A 14,778-nucleotide genomic window follows, 5' to 3' on the forward strand; every position below is an offset into this window, starting at 1 on the left:
ACATGAAAATGAACCGAACAATTGGGGCGATAGTCTTTTTACTTTTTGTGAGTACCACTTACGGACAAACAAATGGTACTAATGTATTGCAATATGACAAGCCAGCCGAGGTTTGGACGGAAGCCCTACCTATTGGCAATGGTTATATGGGAGGCATGATATTTGGAAATCCTTTCAAAGAGCACATTCAACTAAATGAATCAACACTGTATAGTGGAGATCCAAATCGTAAATACGAAAATTTCAATATCCGGGAAGACTATAATAAAATTATCAGCTTGTTCGAAGAAGGCAAATATGCCGAAGGCCAAGAAATGGTTCAGAAAAAGTGGCTGGGCAAGGCTCAGGACCTATATCAACCTATGAGCGATTTATGGATAGAAATGGACCATAAAGGAAAAGTCTCGAATTACAAAAGAGTTCTAGATATATCAAAGGCCGTACACCACGTCTCATATACAATTGGCAAAACCCATTACGATCGGGAGATTCTGGCAAGTCATCCCGACCATATTTTTGCGATAAGGCTTTCAGCCGATGGCCCCAATAAAATGAGTGGTACGGTATCTTTATCTACAATACATGAACCGACCATGGAAATAGGCGGAGAGGGACGTACTATGTTTCTAAACGCACAAGTCCCTGGCTTCGGGTTAAGGCGCACCCTAGATCACGTAGAAAAATATGGGGACGAACATAAATACCCTGAAATATATAACCCTGACCGAACCAGGAAACCTATCGCCAAACAAATATTATATCATGATGAAGTTGATGGATTGGGCATGTATTTCCAAACACGCTTAAAATTGAGTCACACTGGTGGCGAAGTATTCTATGAAAATGGAAAACTAAAATTTGTGAACGTCTCGGAAATAACCATTGTACTTACAGCGGCAACAAGCTTTACCTCATTTGACGAAAGCCCTACAAGCAAAGAATTAGCTTATAAAAAAGCCATCCTACAGCTTGAAAATGTAAAACAATTCGATTATGAGACCATCAAAGAACGTCACATTTCCGATTACACTTCCTTATTCGACCGGGTCGACCTGAATATCAACAAAATTGGAAAGCGTTCTCAACGACCGACGGACGAACGTATTCAACATTACAAAGAAGGAGGCGATGAAAACCTCGTATCGTTATTCTTTCAATACGGTCGCTATCTAATGATAGCTGGATCTAGACCTGGCGGGCAACCGCTTAACTTACAAGGCATTTGGAATGATCAATTGATCCCGCCTTGGGCAAGTGGTTATACCATGAATATCAATATGGAAATGAACTATTGGCCGGCAGAGGTGACCAATCTTTCAGAATGTCACGAACCTTTCTTTGACTCTATAAAAGAACTAGCCGAAAATGGGCGTAAAACAGCGTGGACAATGTATGGGAATCATGGTTGGGTCGCCAATCACAACATGACTATTTGGAGAAATTCAGGTCCAGTCGATTCATGTCCCTGCTCTTTTTGGCCAATGGCCTCTGGCTGGCTAACCAGCCATTTTTGGGAACATTACCTCTTTACCGGTAACAAAAAATTCTTATTGGAAGAAGTCTACCCTTTGCTTAAAGGCACTGTACTCTTTTATAAAGATTGGTTGGTGCCAAATAAAGAAGGCTACTTGGTTACCCCTGTAGGGCATTCTCCAGAACAGAGTTTTCTATATGGAAACGGAAAGAGTTCGACAATGAGTCAGGGACCTACAATGGATATGGCCTTGATAAAAGAAAGCTTCGAACGATACCTACAAACCGTTGATATTCTTGGCATTGAAGACATCGAATTAAGAAAAGAAATCATTGACAAACAAAACAAGCTACTGCCTTACCAAATCGGCAAACACGGCCAATTGCAAGAATGGCAGTTTGATTTTGAAGACAAAGATATACACCATCGCCATATTTCACATTTGTATCCTTTTCACCCTGGAAATCAAATTACGCCGACTTCCAATCCTGAACTGACCCGAGCGGTAAAACAGGTATTAATTAGAAGGGGGGATAAGGCTACAGGTTGGTCAATGGGTTGGAAAGTAAATATGTGGGCGCGCTTGTATGATGGTGACAAATCGCTCAAAATCATGTCCAGTCTTATTAATCTCGTTAAAGAGAACGACCCCAAATTTAAGGGTTCAGGCAGCTACCCTAACATGTTCGATGCCCATCCCCCTTTTCAAATTGATGGTAATTTTGGAGCTACGGCCGGTATTGCAGAAATGTTGCTGCAATCTCACGATGGCTTTGTACACTTGCTCCCGGCATTACCCACAAAATGGAAAGAGGGTAGTGTTAGAGGCCTTAAGGCCCGGGGCGATTTCGAGGTCGATATAACTTGGAAAAGAAATCAATTGAAGGAAGCCACCATTAAAGTAAGTAAGAAAGGTACCCTGCCAATACGAAGCGCCGTCCCCTTACATATTTCAGGTGGAACATTATCTAAAGAATCGAAACCCAATTATTTATTACAACCCTTAAAACCAAGAAAGCACTTAGACCATAAGGAGATAGCTTTACCGCAAATCGACGTACCTGATTTTTACGAATACTTGATAGAAGTAAAACCGGGAGATACTTGTCATATAACAAGATCAGGTCGATCATAGACTATTACACCCATCAAACACTTCAATTTCCTGAAGCAATTGTTTTAGAAGTTCACGGCTTCCCCTCAACTGGTCCAACAAATGTCCGCATGAGGGGGCCTTCCCTTCTTGGCCTTCCCCAAACAAGTTTTCGTAATAGGTAATGCCGTCGTTTAGGTGTTCGCCAAATGACAACAATTGCTTTTTCTGTTTGTCTGATGGCGACCTTTCGTATTCCGCAATCTGTTCCTTGAAATATTCGAGGTAGATATGCAGTTCCTTTACAAACATATTCGGGCGGTCGGTACGTGCGATGATATTGGTTTCGCCATAAATATGGTCAATCATTTCCTTTAGGGAAGTAAGCTTTGAAAAATAGGCCATATTCGGGCCCGGACAGACCGACACCCCTTCCCCTTCGATTTTGGTATCCAAGTCATAGGCCAAAAGTGCCGTCGTTCCCAAACCTACGCAAGTACACGATTTTTCGGTAATCTTCCGAAAATGGTATTCGTACTCGGCTTTTGATAGGTTTTGACTTTTAAGTTCCCTTAACTTTTGATTTTGGTATTGACGCGATGCCGTACACAGGCCCTTCTCATTAAAATCTTTGTTCAGTGCCACGAATTTTTTCGGACACGGACTACCAGGTCTTCCCGCAGAAATACGTTTCTCTTTTTCCAAATCCTTGGTATTTCCCTTTAAACTATGAAAAGGAATACCGAGAGGGGAAATATTGCTCAAATAAAGATCGTCCTCTTTCGCTTTTACCAATTTGCCCAAAGTATCTTGATCCACCGTAGTGGCTTCTGGCACCAAAAGAAAAGCGGAACCCCAACCTACGGAGTCTATCTGGTAGGTATCAAGAAGAAATTGATGCTCTTCGGCCGTACCCACACCCCCCTGGGCAGAAATCTTTAAGGGCAACGGTCTTTTAGGAAGCATACGCCCCTTGCTTTCAAGTGCTCCGGTCAAAAGCCCGTGAACCGTATCGATCAGTTCTTGTCGATGATCTTTAAACTGTTGAAGAATCGGCCCCATTAAATAGCCATCCGTGGCAAAGGCATGGCCCCCACAATTGAGCCCTGACTCCACGCGATACTCCGAAACCCAAATTCCTTTTTTTGCCAAAAACTTTCCTTGGATCAAAGCCGAACGGTAATCACTTACCTTAAGAACTATTTTCTTTTTGACCCTTCCCTCGGCATCGGGGTAAAAGTCATCAAACTGCTCCAAATAGCTATACAGTCTGGGGTTCATTCCCGCAGAGAGCACTACGGAAGACTGCAACTTACTTTTTGCGAAGCCCCTTAGGGCCGCATGGGCATCGTTATATTCCGAGGACAGCTTTTCCTTTTTAACATAATTGTCCTTATCGACCTTCGTCATGATGTTCACATCAATACTCCCCATGGGCATGTGTTCCCTTACCCAGTCCTTGATTTCGGTCAAATTGAAGCAATGTTCCGTAAGCTGGTTAAATTCCCGCTTAAACGTTGACGAGTCTGGCAGCATATGAAAGTATTCTTTGATGCTATGTGCGGTTTCGGTGGTGCTAATCTTGAATTCCTCGAATTTCTCATGGGCCAGATCATGGACCATATTGAGATACGAGCTGATACGTTTCGCCCTAAAATCATTTTGGTTGTCGGTAATCTCCTTGTACGGTAGGCCATGCTTGCCCGAATACATCTTGCGTAGCCTTTCCAGAAGCACATCGTCGACCAATGAGATGACCGAATCGATACCGAATTGTGAAACTTTTAAGGGAGAGTCAATAGTAAAACCTATACCCATAACCGGGATGTGAAAGGAATGTGCGTACGTCATAAAAATATAATTTTTGCGATGATTTGACCCTAGTGAACCTCTTCGTCCATAAAACCAAAATTAAACCCACAAAAATCGGATCTTAATTTCTTACAAAATATGATTTTAATCAGGTTTCCTGAAGCCCAAAATACCGTAGGGCTACACCTAGCCCTCCTAATTCCAAGCACAACCAAGAATCATAAAGCGCAAAACCACCTTCTAAAAAGGCGGATTTTCCATCAAACCCCTTCCCCTTCACTTAAACATCAGAATAGCCTTACATTTTATTTAGATATATTCCAAATTAATGAGAATTTCATAATTATTTTGCTAAATAAGTGTCATATTTATACTTTAATATCTCCAAACCAAATATTTCATAAGAATATGGCAAATGTATTATGGTTGCAAGGAGGCGCATGTAGTGGCAACACCATGTCCTTTTTAAATGCCGAGGAACCCACCGTGGTGGAGCTTATTACCGACTTCGGCCTCAACATTTTATGGCACCCCACAACGGGTTTACAGATTGGGGACCAAGTTCAAGATCTCTTAAAGGATATTCTCGCCGGTAAGGTGCAGATGGACATCCTTGTTTACGAAGGTTCATTGATCCAAGGCCCGAACAACACGGGTACAATGAACTATTTCGCCGACCGTCCGATGATGGACTGGATCAAAGAACTCTCTGAAGTTGCAGGTTATGTCGTCGCTATCGGCGATTGCGCAACATGGGGAGGTATACCTGCGGTTCCTCCGAACCCCAGTGAGTCTACCGGATTGCAATTCCATAAGAAAAACAAAGGTGGTTTCCTAGGGGCCGACTATGTATCAAAAGGAGGCTTACCGGTAATTAATATTCCCGGTTGTCCGGCCCACCCCGATTGGATCACCCAAATTCTTGTGGCCATCGCCGTAGGAAGGATCGGTGATGTTCAAATCGACGATTACCACAGGCCAAAGACCTTCTTTACCGATTTTGTACAAACGGGTTGTACCAATGTGGTCAACTTTGCACAAAAAGTAGATGGTGGCTTTGGTAGACGTGGCGGATGCCTATTCTATGAGGTTGGTTGTAGAGGACCAATGACCAGGGCGAGCTGTAACAACATTTTGTGGAACAGACAGTCCAGTAAGACAAGGGCCAATCATCCTTGCCTTGGTTGTACCGAACCCGGTTTCCCACACCACGACCTCAAAAAGGGAAGCGTTATGAAAACCATGAAATATATGGGCACGTTTCCAAAAGAGGTTCCTGAAGGAAGAACTAAACTAGCCTATTATATGGAGGCAGGTTTCCAAAAGATCATGCCTTCGAATAAGAGAGTACAGGAAACTTCAAAATAACCGAACCTTAAAGCATTTAAAATGTCAGTTAAAGAATTAAATATATCTCCTGTTGGCCGCGTTGAGGGCGATTTGGACGTAAAGGTCTATATCGACAACGGTAAGGTTACCCGCGCCCATACGCAAGCGGCAATGTTCAGGGGCTTTGAAAAAATAATGGCGGGCAAGGACCCCCAATCGGGACTCGTGGTTACGCCTAGAATTTGTGGAATCTGTGGAGGGTCTCACCTCTATTGTGCCTCTTCGGCACTCGATACCGCATGGGGTACCAAGTTAACGCCCAATGCCCTTTTGTTAAGGGCCATCGGCCAGGCTTCGGAAACCCTTCAAAGTATCCCAAGATGGTTCTACGCCATCTTCGCGACCGATTTGGCGAATAAAAAATACGCCGATAAGCCGTTGTATAAGGAAGTAGTGAAACGCTGGTCCGCCTACGTCGGCGAAACCTTTCAAATTGGGTTGACCGCCAGTGGACTGCCTGTTCAGATATACGCTTTGTTCGGTGGCCAATGGCCGCACTCGAGCTATATGGTACCAGGTGGTGTCATGTGTGCCCCTACCTTAAAGGATATCACCAGGGCACATGCCATTCTCGCCCAGTTCAAAAATGATTGGTTGGAACCCGTTTGGTTGGGTTGTTCCATTGAACGTTACATGGAAATAAAGACCTGGGACGATATGTTGGCGTGGGTCGAAGAAAACGAATCGCAGAGAAATAGCGACCTTGGGCTATTGATACGTGCAGGAATCGAATTCGGATTGGACAAATTCGGACAGGGGGTCGGTAAGTTCTTGGCAACGGGAACCTACTTACATAAAGACATGTACAATAACCCGACTATCGAAGGTAGAAACGACGCCTTGATTTCGTCGAGCGGATTCTTCGACGGGGAAAACTATCATGTATTCGACCACATGAAGATCAGCGAGCACGTGAAGCACTCATGGTACGATAATCAAAAAGACGGACTCCACCCTTGGGACGAGCCCCTACCAACGCCCATGAAGTCGCAGACCTTGCACGAAACCGATTTTGACAATCAGTACAGCTGGGCCAAATCGCCACGTTACGACGGCCATGCCGCCGAAGCCGGACCATTGGCCCGTGCCATCATGAACGCCAACCCGGCCAACAAAGACCATCAGATCCAAGATCCTTTGTTCGGCGATATTATCAAAAAACTGGGTCCCAGTGTATTTACCAGGGTATTGGCCAGGGTACATGAGGCTCCAAGAATCTATACCTTCATAGAAAAATGGTTGTCCGAGATCGATTTGGATGGTGAATTCTACGTTAAACCCGTTGAAAAAGACGGTAAAGGTTTCGGTGCTACCGAGGCAGCACGTGGTGCCCTCGCCCACTGGATCGAAATCGAAAACGGTGTGATCAAAAACTATCAGGTAATGGCACCGACCACATGGAACGTAGGTCCGCAAGATGCCAACGATAACCCGGGGCCTATAGAAACCGCCCTAATGGGTACCGAGATAGAAGATCCATCAGATCCCGTTGAAGTGGGTATTGTGGCGCGCTCCTTCGATTCCTGCCTGGTATGTACCGTACATGCCCATGATGCACATAGTGGCGTTGAATTATCCCGATTTAAACTGTAATTACGGATTTCGATAATAATTACCTTAGGCCTCACAGATCTCTAAGACCTGTGAGGTCTTTGTATCTAAAACAAGAAAGCATATGAAGACGGCTATAATGGGGTTTGGTAATCCGGTACGAAGCGATGATGCAGTAGGCATTTACGTTATTGAACAACTACGCGAAAAGCTCCCCCAAACGGAAGATATCAGTATTTTTGACATGGGCACCGCTGCCTTTGAGGTACTCTTTGGCCTCAAGGGACACGATAAAATCATTTTGGTCGATGCAGTTTTAAACAGCAACGAGCCTGTAGGCACCTTGTTCAAGGTACCCGCGGAAGAGGTGATGAAGGCTCCGCAAGACGACCCTATGGTTTTTTTACATGGCATGAAATGGGACCAGGCCTTATCCTATACCAAAAAAATACTTCGCGATGAATATCCAGAGGATATCCAAGTATATCTCGTGGCCATTGAAAATACCAAGCTAGAGGTAGACCTTAGCGATGAAGTGAAAGACGCCGGGGACAAAATTGTACAACATATTTTGGAAGACCTAAAGCTATCGATACCCACGTGAGTTCAAAAATTAGCCTAAAAACGTCCCATATTTACCTAGACCATGAATTGATAGCCCCCATTTTCGGGGAAAGCCTGTACGCTTATGTGACCTATGTAGAGGAACAGGGCCATATTTTGATTACGCCCGTCACAAGCCAATGGTTCGTAAAAATGTATAAACCCACGCAGTTTCTGTTAAAATCGCGTAACTTAAAGGGTGACAAGACCCTTGCCGTACGTGAATTGCTGATAGACAACGATTTGGATATGAGCGATAGGGAATTGGATTATGAGATTATTGAAAAGACCCAATTAATAAAGGTCGCCATTACATGACGGAACAAAACAACAATTGGCTGATGGATGCCGAGGTGCAGTACAAGGTTACCCCGGTAAAAGGCCGTTGGGAAGTTTCACTCATTTTCATCAACACCAAAGACCCCAAACAAGTGTTGGTTCAGACCATTGGGGATTACAGAACGGAACGCCTGGCCGAGATATATGGCAGAAACATGATGTTGACGGCGGCGAAAGACCCCCGTGGCACACAAAAAGTAGACAAAGATGCTTACGATATTAACGACAACTGATGCCTTGCAGAAAGCAAATGATGCGATTGCGACCGTAGACCGATTGGATGAACTGGTTACGGTAACCGAAGACCCCGAAGGCATACGGGATATAAAAACATTGACGGTGGATGTCGATACCATCTCCGTTCCATTGGACTGGTATGATTTGGAACCGCCCTATGTGTTTCCCAAGATTCCGTTTACCCCAAAAAGTTTGCTTGCCTTGGTTTTCTATAAATTGGGGAACCACCAGAAGGCTTTTGAATTTGTTTTGGAAGAATCGCCCCTATACCACCACCTTCTTATCGCGACCCATTTACAGTTCGGCTATGAGATTTCGCACAACATGATCGATTTCTGCTATAACACCTCGGCCCATAACAGTGCCATTATCAACTATTACGGTGCCGTAGCGCCCTCCCCGGGGCATGCCGAACTTAAGAAAGGATTCACCGAAGCCCTGTCAAAGGCCGAAAACGACGAGGTCAGGGTATTTACCGCAAAGCACTACCTGAATTTGTTATTGGATTCGGTAGAATTGCAGGAGGCCGAACAATTGGCCGAAGAACAACTTAAGATTGCCGTTTCCGACGATGCCAAGAATGCCATGAACAGCCATTTGGCCGGTATTCTAATGGCCCAGTTACAGGTGCCCTACGACCCCGAAAAATTAAATGAGGTGCATGAGCTACAATTGGGCTGCATTGCCTATTACGAAGAAAAAGGCTTGGGCGTACAGGCAGGGATGTTACTGGTCGATGCCGCCGAAATCGCGAACTTCAAGAAAGATTTCATCGCATCAAAGGAATTGATCAATAGGGCGATCCAATATTTTAGAAAGGAAGATATTCCCGAATTCCTGGGGGAAGCCATGTACAAAAAAGCCATTCTTTTGTACACTTGGTCAAAGAATGGAAATCCGCAGTATTACAAAGCGGCCATCAATGCCTTCCAAGATGTCTTAAAGGTCTTTAAACGGGACACACATCCGAAGAAATTTGCCGATGTACACCATAATCTGGCCCTTATCTATTCAGAAATTCCCGTATCATCAGAAGAAAAACCCATGTGGACGGCCTTTTGTGCTTCCTCCTTCAAAGAGGTACTGGCCTTCTATACCAAGGAAAAATATCCTTATGAAAATGCCATGGCCAGCCACAATTATGCCACGGCCCTGATGCATTTCCCCCCGGCGAAAATCCATGACAATCTAGAGAAGGCGGCGGGACTGTTCAACGAGGCCCTAGAAATACGAACGGCCAGCGACTATCCGTTCGAGCGGGCCCTCACCCTATTGAACCAATTGGAACTCGGCTGGCTTACCCACAACGAAAACAGTTCCGAAGAACTGAAAAAATACGAAGAAATGAAGGCCAAGGCCGAAGAGATAAAAACCTTGGTCGAAGACAAAAACCTGATTGCCCAGGCCGATCAGCATTTAGAGGAATTGGAAAAAGTAAAAAGTTTGATTTAATGCACGAAACATCGATCGTAAATAGCATTATGCGCACCCTCGAACAGGAGTTCGAAAGGGAAAAGTTAGACAAAATGAAGGCCATTCATTTAAAGGTAGGCATCTTATCGAACATCGAGCCGCGTTTGTTGCACAATGCCTATAGCGCCTATCACCTGACCCATCCGGGGTACCACCATGTGCAACTGCATATAGAATCGACCCCTTTAAAGATCCAGTGCGAGGTATGTAACCACGTTACCGATGTACAGAACTATCGGTTTATCTGTGAAAACTGTGACCGGCCCAGCAAAAATGTGATCCAAGGCGAGGAAATGCTAATCCATAAAGTAGAATTTGAAGACTGACCCTAGCGGCCAGCCCATTATAACAACGAATTACGACCCCAAGGGTCACTCAAAAAAGGAAAGAAAATGGTAGAAAAATCAACAAAAGCGGCACGGGGTACCGTGCAATGTGAAAACACGAACATCCATTTGCTGAAGGCCAATGATTTTGTGGCCGATATCATTAAAAAGGAAATGGCCAAGACCGGCACTCTTTTGATCAACATTACCTCTTCGGCAGGAAGCGGTAAAACGACCCTTATGCAAAAAACGGCCGAAAGGCTGAAAGACAAAATCAACATTGCCGTTATGGTCGGTGACCTTGAAACCGAACGGGATGCCGAACGCATCCGGGAAACGGGTATTCAGGCCCTACAGATCGTAACCGGGGGCATTTGCCACTTGGAAGCGCAAATGGTTCACCAAGTACTGGACCAATTCGACTTGGAAAACATTGATTTATTGTTCATTGAAAATGTAGGCAATTTGGTCTGTCCCTCTTCCTTTGACCTGGGCGAGGACTACCGCGTTACCCTAATGGCGACCACCGAAGGGGACGACAAACCGAAAAAATACCCAAAAATGTTCTTGACCAGTGATATGATGCTGGTTTCCAAAGCCGACCTCTTGCCCTATGTTCCTTTTTCGGTCGAGGCCGTTACCAAGGATGCCCGTGAAGTCAACCATGAAATAGAAGTATTGCAGATATCCTCCATTACCGATGAGGGTATCGACCAATGGTGCGATTGGTTGTTGGAAAAAGTTAAACAAAAGAAGCGATAGGTCTTTCTTTTCTTAAAGACCTCACGGGTCTTGAAGACCCGTGAGGTCTATAGGTCGGTCTGTATTCAAAACCATGGCAAAAACTTTTCAAATCATTATTTCGGGGCAGGTACAAGGAGTTGGATTTCGCCCCTTTGTCTATGGTTTGGCGCATCACCATCGATTAAAAGGCATGGTTTGCAACAATGGGGACGGGGTATTGGTCCATATAAATTCGGAGGAAGAAAAGGCAGGGGAGTTTTTAAATGCCATTATAAAAAAGGCCCCTGAAATTTCGGTTATCCAATCCCATACCCTCTCCGAGATTCCCTTTCGCTCCTATGACGATTTTAAGATCCTTCCTTCGCAGGCCCAAAAGCAGATCAACATTCCCTTAACGCCCGATTTTGTCATTTGCGAATCCTGTAAATCGGAGATCAGGAATACGAACGACCGCCGATACGCTTATGCCTTTACCACTTGTACCCATTGTGGTCCCCGATATGCGGTAACCACGAAGTTTCCCTTTGAAAGGGCCAACACCTCCCTATCGGATTTTCACATGTGTACCCCATGTAAAACGGAGTACACCGATCCCAACGATCGACGCTTTCATTCACAGACCAATAGCTGCAGGGAATGTGGTATTCAATTGAACCTAACCACTTCAGACGGAACTTCCATAGCTACCGATACCCCTAAGATCATCAAAAAGGTTTCGGGCTTTATTCTTTCGGGTAACATCGTAGCCCTTAAAAACACGAACGGCTATTTGCTTTGTTGCAATGCCAATGACAAAACGGCCATAGCCCGGTTAAGGGAGAAAAAACAACGTCCCACCAAACCCTTTGCCCTACTCTATCCCTCCCTTGAAAAAATAAAAAAGGACTTTAAACTAGGTACCGAAGAGGAAAAGGCACTTACCGCTTCGGCAGGACCCATTGTCATTCTTGACCCCAAAAAAGGTATGGCCAATCTGGAACGGAAAAGCATCGCCCCAAAACTACACCAATTGGGCGTCATGTTGCCCTCTTCGGCCCTGCTTACGCTTTTGATGGACACCTTGAAGATCCCCATTATCGCCACGAGCGGAAACATTCACGGTTCCCCGATCATTTCCGAAGCCGCCGATGCCGTAAAGAAATTAGCGGACGTAGCCGATTATTTCGTACACCACAATTTAAACATCACCTTTCCCCAGGACGATTCGGTCGTCCGTTTTGCAGGTGAACAGCAAATTACCTTACGCCGTTCCCGTGGGCTTGCCCCCAATTATTTGAACGCCCCGTTTTCAGAAAATAAGAAGGTGCTCGCCATGGGCGCCCACCTAAAAAGCACCTTTGCTTTTGTTCCCAATACCCATACCTATGTGAGTCCCTATTTCGGAAACCTCGACAGTTATGACGTTTCACAACGCTATCAAAAAAGCATTGTACAACACATGGCCCTTTTTGATACAAGGCCTGAGCTTGTTTTGATCGATGCCCACCCCCAATACCAAAGCAGTATTCTGGGGAGGGAATGGGCCAACGAATGGAAGGCCGAACTACGGACCGTGCAGCACCACAAGGCCCATTTCGCCAGTGTCTTGGGAGAACATGAACTCTTCCCTTCCAAGGAAAAAATTATGGGGGCCATTTGGGACGGTACTGGCCTAGGTGACGATGGTGCCATCTGGGGCGGTGAGTTTTTCATGTATAAAGACCACCAAATGGAACGCCTTGCCCATTTTGAATATGTCGATTGGATTGCTGCCGATAAAATGGCCAAGGAACCCCGTTTGTCATTGCTCTGTATGCTTCCCGAGACCGAAAGGGAAGGGGTACGACAAAAATTTTCCGACACGGAATGGAAGATCTATAATAGGATGTTGGAAAAAAACACCCTAAAAACCTCTTCCGTAGGTCGCTTGTTCGATGCCGTGGCCTCGCTTTTGGATCTGGGCGACACGACTTCCTACGAAGGAGAGGCCGCCATGCTTTTAGAAAACACGGCACGAGATGATAATGGCGATACCCCTATTGATTTTCTGGCTGGAATCCCATATCAAAACATCCCAACAAAAACCCTAATGGCCAACATCCTAAAAGCAAAAAAGGATGACATTCCCACATCGCGGATAGCGCACAGTTTTATCCACACCCTGGCCCTATCCATCGTAAAGACGGCAAAGGAAAACCATTGTGAAACCATAGCCTGTAGCGGGGGTGTTTTCCAGAATTCGGTATTGGTCGAAAAACTGTTGAAACTATCGAAAACACAAGGCTTCAAGTTAAAATTTAATCGTATATTGTCTAGTAACGACGAGAACATTTCGTTCGGACAATTATGCTATCATCACTATCTAAAAAATTGAAATATGTGCTTAGCAATTCCAGGAAAAATAAAGAGTATCGAATCGCAATATGACGGTATGGTGCGTATGGCCAAGGTATCTTTTGGCGGCATTACCAAAGAGGCCAGTCTAGAGATGCTGCCCGATGCCGGCGTAGGTGATTATGTGCTGGTGCACGTGGGTGTCGCCATTAGCAAAGTAGATGAGGAAGAAGCGCAAAAAACGTTCAAATACCTCGAAGAAATAGGGGAATTGGGCGATTTGGAAGATGTAGACGAATACTTACCCAAAACCGATAAATAGCGAATTATGAAGTACATGTCGGAATACCGCGACCCCGCCTTGGCGAAAAAATATTTGGAGGAAATAAAAAGAACCGTTTCCCGACCTTGGTCCATTATGGAAGTGTGCGGCGGACAGACCCACAGCCTAGTAAAAAATGGCATCATCGATATGTTGCCCGATAAGGTCACCATGATCCACGGGCCCGGTTGTCCGGTCTGTGTCACTCCCTTGAACCTTATCGACAAAGCCATATACCTGGCTTCGGAAAAAGGGGTGATCCTCTGTTCCTTTGGCGATATGCTCCGCGTGCCCGGTTCCGAAAAAAGTCTCTTGGAAGCCAAGGCCGAAGGGGCCGATGTACGGGTTTTGTATTCGCCCTTGGAGGCCGTTAAGATTGCGGAAGACAACCCCGATAAGGAAGTGGTCTTCTTTGCCGTCGGGTTTGAAACTACGGCTCCGGCCAATGCGCTATCCGTCGTGCATGCCCACCGTAGAGGAGTAAAAAACTATTCTATATTGGCATCGCATGTATTGGTACCGCCTGCCATAAAAGCGGTGATAGACGATGAGGAAAGCAAGATCGATGGATTTTTGGCCGCAGGCCATGTCTGTACCATCATGGGCAACACGGAATACCACCCCCTATCGGCCAAGTACAAGGTTCCCATCGTCGTAACCGGTTTTGAGCCCTTGGATGTGCTTCAGGGCATCTTGATGGTCATCCGCCAGTTGGAGCAGAGCCAATCGGAAGTGGAAAACCAGTACGCCCGTATCGTTCGGGAAGAAGGAAACCCCGAGGCACAAAAAATCATCAACGAGGTATTCGAGGTTCACAACCAAATGTGGCGCGGTATCGGTGAGATTCCCGATAGCGGCTATGCGGTACGCGAAAAGTATGCCGAGTATGATGCCACCAAAAAATACAATGTCAACATCGCGGAAGCTCCCGAAAACCCATTATGCATTTCGGGACAGATCATGAAGGGCATCCAAAAACCTTTTGAGTGCTCCCAATTCGGAAAAACATGCAAACCGACCAATCCCTTGGGCGCCCCCATGGTGAGTAGTGAAGGGGCCTGCGCCGCATATTATCACTTTTCAGGAATGGTGGAAGCATAAT

Annotated in this window: 13 protein-coding genes; 12 read left to right on the forward strand and 1 reads right to left on the reverse strand. The window is 45.4% G+C overall.

The genetic code is table 11. The features are described 5' to 3' along the window. Positions 1-8 precede the first annotated feature (8 nt). Entirely contained in the window at positions 9-2,609 is a 2,601-nt protein-coding gene (locus BW980_RS21345) for a glycoside hydrolase family 95 protein (protein ID WP_083690589.1), read from the forward strand. On the opposite strand, the gene BW980_RS21350 is transcribed toward BW980_RS21345, so the two are convergent. Continuing rightward, positions 2,604-4,418, reverse strand: a complete 1,815-nt coding sequence (locus tag BW980_RS21350; RefSeq protein ID WP_076457189.1) for a hypothetical protein — start codon at positions 4,416-4,418, stop codon at positions 2,604-2,606. The two genes, BW980_RS21345 and BW980_RS21350, sit on opposite strands and share 6 nt — an antisense overlap. Before the next feature lie 369 nt (positions 4,419-4,787). On the opposite strand from BW980_RS21350, the gene BW980_RS21355 reads away from it, so the two are divergent. The 11 genes from BW980_RS21355 to hypD all read left to right on the forward strand — a co-directional run bounded on the left by BW980_RS21355 (position 4,788) and on the right by hypD (position 14,777). Beyond that, entirely contained in the window at positions 4,788-5,747 is a 960-nt protein-coding gene (locus BW980_RS21355) for an NADH-quinone oxidoreductase subunit B family protein (RefSeq protein WP_046287861.1), read from the forward strand. Positions 5,748-5,768: 21 nt separating this feature from the next. Further along, the gene (locus BW980_RS21360) at positions 5,769-7,361 is read left to right on the forward strand and encodes a nickel-dependent hydrogenase large subunit (RefSeq protein ID WP_076457190.1); all 1,593 of its coding nucleotides are present in this window, start codon (positions 5,769-5,771) and stop codon (positions 7,359-7,361) included. Positions 7,362-7,443: 82 nt separating this feature from the next. After that, complete coding sequence (locus BW980_RS21365; protein ID WP_076457191.1) at positions 7,444-7,923, forward strand: hydrogenase maturation protease; 480 nt, start codon at positions 7,444-7,446, stop codon at positions 7,921-7,923. Further along, positions 7,920-8,240: a hypothetical protein gene (locus BW980_RS21370; RefSeq protein WP_076457192.1), complete on the forward strand. Its 321-nt coding sequence runs from the start codon at positions 7,920-7,922 to the stop codon at positions 8,238-8,240. Before BW980_RS21365 ends, BW980_RS21370 begins: the two co-directional genes overlap by 4 nt. Next, entirely contained in the window at positions 8,237-8,494 is a 258-nt protein-coding gene (locus tag BW980_RS21375; RefSeq protein WP_076457193.1) for a hypothetical protein, read from the forward strand. The genes BW980_RS21370 and BW980_RS21375 overlap by 4 nt, the downstream gene beginning before the upstream one ends. After that, complete coding sequence (locus tag BW980_RS21380) at positions 8,469-9,950, forward strand: hypothetical protein (protein WP_139327761.1); 1,482 nt, start codon at positions 8,469-8,471, stop codon at positions 9,948-9,950. The genes BW980_RS21375 and BW980_RS21380 overlap by 26 nt, the downstream gene beginning before the upstream one ends. Beyond that, a complete protein-coding gene (locus BW980_RS21385; RefSeq protein ID WP_076457195.1) occupies positions 9,950-10,297 on the forward strand; it encodes a hydrogenase maturation nickel metallochaperone HypA/HybF in 348 nt (115 codons plus the stop codon). Before BW980_RS21380 ends, BW980_RS21385 begins: the two co-directional genes overlap by 1 nt. 66 nt (positions 10,298-10,363) lie before the next feature. Beyond that, complete coding sequence (gene hypB, locus BW980_RS21390) at positions 10,364-11,059, forward strand: hydrogenase nickel incorporation protein HypB (RefSeq protein ID WP_076457196.1); 696 nt, start codon at positions 10,364-10,366, stop codon at positions 11,057-11,059. Between the two features lie 73 nt (positions 11,060-11,132). Beyond that, a complete protein-coding gene (gene hypF / locus BW980_RS21395) occupies positions 11,133-13,394 on the forward strand; it encodes a carbamoyltransferase HypF (protein ID WP_076457197.1) in 2,262 nt (753 codons plus the stop codon). Positions 13,395-13,397: 3 nt separating this feature from the next. Beyond that, positions 13,398-13,676, forward strand: coding sequence for a HypC/HybG/HupF family hydrogenase formation chaperone (locus tag BW980_RS21400; RefSeq protein WP_076457198.1), 279 nt, complete (start codon positions 13,398-13,400; stop codon positions 13,674-13,676). A 6-nt stretch (positions 13,677-13,682) separates the two neighbouring features. Beyond that, positions 13,683-14,777, forward strand: coding sequence for a hydrogenase formation protein HypD (gene hypD / locus BW980_RS21405; protein WP_076457199.1), 1,095 nt, complete (start codon positions 13,683-13,685; stop codon positions 14,775-14,777). The last annotated feature ends 1 nt before the right edge of the window (position 14,778 follow it).

Source organism: Zobellia uliginosa (assembly GCF_900156625.1).
GTDB lineage: Bacteria > Bacteroidota > Bacteroidia > Flavobacteriales > Flavobacteriaceae > Zobellia > Zobellia uliginosa.

Bases quoted from the DNA above. Each gene is read 5' to 3' on its own strand.
- BW980_RS21380 (WP_139327761.1), top strand. From the start codon at position 8,469: ATGCTTACGATATTAACGACAACTGATGCCTTGCAGAAAGCAAATGAT.
- BW980_RS21375 (WP_076457193.1), top strand. From the start codon at position 8,237: ATGACGGAACAAAACAACAATTGGCTGATGGATGCCGAGGTGCAGTAC.
- hypD (WP_076457199.1), top strand. From the start codon at position 13,683: ATGAAGTACATGTCGGAATACCGCGACCCCGCCTTGGCGAAAAAATAT.
- BW980_RS21350 (WP_076457189.1), bottom strand. From the start codon at position 4,418: ATGACGTACGCACATTCCTTTCACATCCCGGTTATGGGTATAGGTTTT.
- BW980_RS21400 (WP_076457198.1), top strand. From the start codon at position 13,398: ATGTGCTTAGCAATTCCAGGAAAAATAAAGAGTATCGAATCGCAATAT.
- BW980_RS21355 (WP_046287861.1), top strand. From the start codon at position 4,788: ATGGCAAATGTATTATGGTTGCAAGGAGGCGCATGTAGTGGCAACACC.
- BW980_RS21365 (WP_076457191.1), top strand. From the start codon at position 7,444: ATGAAGACGGCTATAATGGGGTTTGGTAATCCGGTACGAAGCGATGAT.
- hypB (WP_076457196.1), top strand. From the start codon at position 10,364: ATGGTAGAAAAATCAACAAAAGCGGCACGGGGTACCGTGCAATGTGAA.
- BW980_RS21360 (WP_076457190.1), top strand. From the start codon at position 5,769: ATGTCAGTTAAAGAATTAAATATATCTCCTGTTGGCCGCGTTGAGGGC.
- hypF (WP_076457197.1), top strand. From the start codon at position 11,133: ATGGCAAAAACTTTTCAAATCATTATTTCGGGGCAGGTACAAGGAGTT.
- BW980_RS21385 (WP_076457195.1), top strand. From the start codon at position 9,950: ATGCACGAAACATCGATCGTAAATAGCATTATGCGCACCCTCGAACAG.
- BW980_RS21345 (WP_083690589.1), top strand. From the start codon at position 9: ATGAACCGAACAATTGGGGCGATAGTCTTTTTACTTTTTGTGAGTACC.